Raw genomic sequence first — 3,107 nt, forward strand, 5'->3', positions numbered from 1 at the left:
GGACAATGGTGTGATCGAAGTCAGTGTTATCGAAGATGGCGAGTCGCATGTCATTATTGAAGTGAAAGACAATGGGGACGGAATGACGGAGGAAGAAATTGAACAATTGATGAGTGAAAACACGATAGAGAAAAAGAAAGTAGGCATGGGGATTGGGCTGCAATACGTACACCGCATGGTGAAGTTCCAATTTGGATCGGCTGCAAGTTTCAAGATTAAAAGTACAATCGGCTCAGGGACGACGATCGCACTTCGTCTTCCGATAGGAGGTATTCGCTGATGATAAAAGTTATGGTTGTGGATGATGATCACTTGGTGCGCAAAGGTTTTATCACGATGATGCCTTGGCGCGAGCATGATTTAGAGGTCGTAGGCGAAGCGGGAAATGGTAAGAAAGCGTTGGAGTTTTTGGAGACTAATCAGGTGGACCTGTTAATTACAGATTTAGCGATGCCTGTAATGTCAGGTATTGATTTGATGAGGTGTGTGAAAGAAAAGTACAGGGATATTAGCATGGTCGTACTGACATTTCATCAGGATTTTGAACTCATTCAGGAAGCGCTTCGACTAGGGGCACTGGATTACATAACGAAAGTCGAGCTTGAACATGAGCAGATGGACGAAGTGTTAAGAAGAATTGTAGGCAAAATGAAGGAGCAATATGCGCAAACAAGGGACACGCATGTGCAGAATCCTAGCCTTCCCGTATTTGATGATGAGGATGAGGGACCCTATTCGCCAGAAGTGAATGCGAGTATTTGGAAGGCTGTAGAAATCATTCAAGCCGAGTTTCAAAATGATCTTTTATTACCGGATATCGCCAAAAGGGTAAATATGAGCCGCAGCTATTTCAGTCGGTGTTTTCGGGATATCGCAGGGAAAACATTTAACGATTATACGCGGGAAGTGCGTGTTAATCATGCCAAGGTCATGCTTAAGCAAACAGGGAAAACGATTGCTTGGATCGCTACACAAGCAGGATATCCGAATGAGAAATATTTTAGCAAAGTATTCAGAGAGTTGACTGGGATGCTGCCAGGTGAGTTTCGCAAGAGCCAGAGTTGAAACGAGAAGGTCGCAAATCGTCTCCAATAAAGTGCACTTTTGTCTACTGAACGTTCCCAGGATGACAATTACGAGACAATATGCTCCGAAACATGAGACATAAATTGCCCTGAATGTCTTTCATTTTCTTTAAGATGTAAGTGTAGGGTAACTAAAGAGGAGGGGCATTATGAAAAATAAAAAAGCTCTAATTTCCATGATGGCAATAGCAGTTCTAATGACAGCATGTTCTAGCAACACCGGAGGGACTAGCAAGGATGGCGGCGGTCAAACGTCTGCAGATTCGAACGTAAAAGTAGACCCTTTCAAGATGCCGAATCCGATTGAAGTTACTACTTTCAAAAGTCTAAGCCCAGGTGCAAAGTTACCAGCTGGCGATACCGTAGAGAGTAATCAGTACATGAAATATATCTCACAAAAAACAAATATTAACTTTAAAATTTTATGGTACGCGGCTCCTCAGGATTATGATCAAAAGATGAAACTGGCGATCGCGAGTAACGATTTACCGGATGTGATGTTAGTAAACGAGCAAACCTTCCTGTCGCTAGCTGAAGCTGGCCAAATTGAGGATTTGACTAAAGTTTTTGACAAATATGCTTCTCCATTAACGAAGGAATTATACGCATCAACGAACAACAAAGCGCTTGAGAAAGCAACATATAAAGGCAAATTGATGGGTATCCCGAATATTAGCGTACAGGCCGATGCTGCAAGTATGGTGTGGTTACGCAAGGACTGGATGGATAAATTGGGAATGCAGCCGCCGAAGTCGATTGACGATGTTGCTGCGATCGCGAAAGCTTTCGTAGAGAAAGATCCAGACGGCAACGGGAAAGCGGATACAATTGGAATCGCCGGTTACGAAAATGCATTGGCTGTTAACGGTAAAGCGCAACGGGGCGACTTTAAAGGTATCTTCCAAGCGTTCGGTGCGTATCCGTCCGGTGGCGTACAAGGTGTTTCGAACTGGATCAAGGACAGTTCTGGTAAGGTAGTTTATGCTTCGTTAACTCCTGAAACGAAGCAAGCTCTTGGCAAGCTGCGTGACATGTATGCGGCTGGTGTAATTGATAAGGAGTTTGCTTTGCGCAAAGATCCTAATGAGAACATCGTATCCGGCAAAGCAGGCGTGTTCTTCGGACCATGGTGGTCCGGTGGTTTGGCTGCTGATGCCATGAAGCTAAATCCGAAGGCTGATTTCGTGCCTTATTTGATCCCTGATGCTAAAGGTTCTGTGAACACGATGATGGTACCAGTAAGCACACAATTTGTCGTTGTGAAAAAAGGTATGAAAAACCCTGAAGCGGCGATGGTTTACGCGAATACGTTTATCAATGCTCAGCGTAAAGTAGATCCAGACGCTTTGAAATTAGACTTCACAGTAAGCGCAGAATACTGGCCGATCGGAAATACGACCTTCGACTTTGCGGATGCTGTTGAAAGAAAGTCCGATACATTRCAAAAAGCTATGAGCGGACAAATCAAGCCCGATGATCTTAATCCAGAGATGAAAGAGCTGTACGCGAAGGAAACACGTGACAAAGCAAATCCTAAAGCGGATCTCAAAGATTGGTCTGGCTACTTCGGATACACCGTTCCAGCAGATTTGCTGAAACAAAAGATGAATAAAGTGTACAGCGAATTCACAGCCAATACCAAAACAATGGAAAGAAAATGGGCGAATTTGCAAAAGTTGGAGAAAGAAACGTTCTTCGGAATCGTAATGGGCGAAAAGCCACTGGATTCGTTTGATAAATTCGTTTCCGATTGGAAAGCACAAGGCGGCGACGAAATCACGAAAGAAGTAACGGATGAACTAAGTAAATCTAAAAAGTAATAATTAAATGGAAAGAGCGCACCCCCTGACCTATTGGTAGTGCGCTCTTTGCATAATCATGAAGGATAAGTTTGAACCAGAGGTGTAACGCAGATGAATATTAAATCATTTTATAAGCACTACCATTTGATGCTCCTACCGGGAATTGTGCTTCTTATTATTTTTCAACTGGTGCCGATGTTCGGTATCGCGATTGCATTCC

The 3,107-nt window shown here is 43.5% G+C and carries 3 protein-coding genes; all 3 read left to right on the plus strand.

Annotated elements, in window-relative coordinates; all coding sequences use genetic code 11:
- A partial coding sequence (locus AC1DVJ_RS30390) for a sensor histidine kinase (RefSeq protein WP_477596563.1) occupies nucleotides 1-280 on the plus strand: 280 nt, incomplete at its 5' end.
- Nucleotides 280-1,065, plus strand: coding sequence for a response regulator transcription factor (locus tag AC1DVJ_RS30395; protein WP_477596565.1), 786 nt, complete (start codon nucleotides 280-282; stop codon nucleotides 1,063-1,065). The genes AC1DVJ_RS30390 and AC1DVJ_RS30395, both read left to right, overlap by 1 nt.
- A gap of 169 nt (nucleotides 1,066-1,234) precedes the next feature.
- Entirely contained in the window at nucleotides 1,235-2,905 is a 1,671-nt protein-coding gene (locus AC1DVJ_RS30400) for an extracellular solute-binding protein (protein ID WP_477596567.1), read from the plus strand.
- The last annotated feature ends 202 nt before the right edge of the window (nucleotides 2,906-3,107 follow it).

The organism is Paenibacillus sp. P4_A9 (assembly GCF_056402415.1).

Coding starts and splice junctions, on each gene's coding strand:
- AC1DVJ_RS30395 (WP_477596565.1), top strand. CDS start 280: ATGATAAAAGTTATGGTTGTGGATGATGATCACTTGGTGCGCAAAGGT.